This is a genomic window from Bacteroides sp. AR20 (assembly GCF_964250605.1).
In the GTDB taxonomy this organism is placed as follows: Bacteria; Bacteroidota; Bacteroidia; order Bacteroidales; family Bacteroidaceae; genus Bacteroides; species Bacteroides uniformis.
Map to the genome: position 1 here is coordinate 1 of NZ_CAXUGK010000069.1, position 1,367 is coordinate 1,367.

Annotated in this window: 1 protein-coding gene; it reads left to right on the forward strand. The window is 41.8% G+C overall.

The features are described from left to right. The first annotated feature begins 81 nt into the window (after nt 1-81). The gene (locus ACESTD_RS18395; protein WP_373159100.1) at nt 82-1,314 is read left to right on the forward strand and encodes an IS256 family transposase; all 1,233 of its coding nucleotides are present in this window, start codon (nt 82-84) and stop codon (nt 1,312-1,314) included. Nucleotides 1,315-1,367 lie beyond the last annotated feature (53 nt).

Consider the following 1,367-nt stretch of genomic DNA (forward strand, 5'->3'; position numbering starts at 1 on the left):
GGCACTATAAAATATTTTGTGTAAATGTAAAATACGGGATTCAGTATGGGTTCCGTATTTTTTATTTAATAGCTTTGCAAAATGAAGAAAATTATGAAAGAGAAGAATCATGTAGTGCCTGATGAGGTATTAAGTAAGGAGTTCCTTAGCCAGTTCAAGACAGAAGCTGATGTCAGCAAGTTTCTGAAGCAGTTACACGCGCAGGTATTGGAGAAAATGCTTGAAGGTGAGATGGATGTGCATCTGGGTTATGAGAAGAATTCGGTTTCCGGTCATAACAGCGGTAATTCCCGTAACGGCAGCTACCCCAAGAAAATCCAAACTGAACACGGTGAAGCGGTCATACCTATTCCCCGTGACCGTAACGGTGAATTCAATCCCATAGTTGTTCCCAAACACGAGAGTCGTGGGCTTTCCATAGAGAAACTTGTTATCTCCCTATATTCCAAAGGAATGAGCGTGTCCGACATTGAAGAGGAGATGCGTGAAATCTATGAAATAGAACTGTCCACATCAGCCATTTCCATCATTACGAACAAAGTCAACCAGGCTGCTCAGGAATGGCAGAACCGCCCTTTGGATCCTGTCTATCTCATCGTTTGGATGGACGGTATTGTATTCAAGGTTCGTGACAACGGAAAAATCATCAACAAGACTGTCTATCTCTGTGTCGGTCTGAAACAGAACGGCTTGAAAGAAGTCCTTGGCATGTGGGTGGGAAAATCAGAAAGTTCTTCATTCTGGATGGGTGTCCTGACAGATTTGAAGGCCCGCGGAGTACAGGACATACTGATTACCTGCACTGACAACCTGAACGGGTTTACCGACACCATACGTGCCGTATTTCCTCAGTCTTCCACGCAAATATGTGTTGTACATCAAATCAGGAACTCCTGTAAATATGTCGTTTACAAGGACAAGAAAGAGTTTACAGCCGATATGAAGAACATCTATAACGCGCCCAACAAGGAGGCTGCTGCCGTGGAACTGGATAATCTGGAAAAGAAATGGGGAGGGAAGTACCCTTATGCCATCCTCTCATGGAGGAATAACTGGGATGACCTGACTGTTTTCTTCCAGTTTCCATTGGAAATCAGGAAAATAATCTACACAACAAATCTCATTGAAAATCTGAATGGAAAAATCAGAAAGTACACTAAATCAAAGCTTTCATTCCCGTCGGATGATGCTGTGAAGAAAATGGTATACCTCGCTTTGATGGAGATTGAGAAGAAATGGACAATGCCGATTACTAACTGGGGATTGATTATGAACCAATTTATGCTTATTTTTGAAAACAGAATCCAGATATAAGAGAACTTATAACTGAATCCCGTTTCTATTTACACAAAATTATGGATACTGCC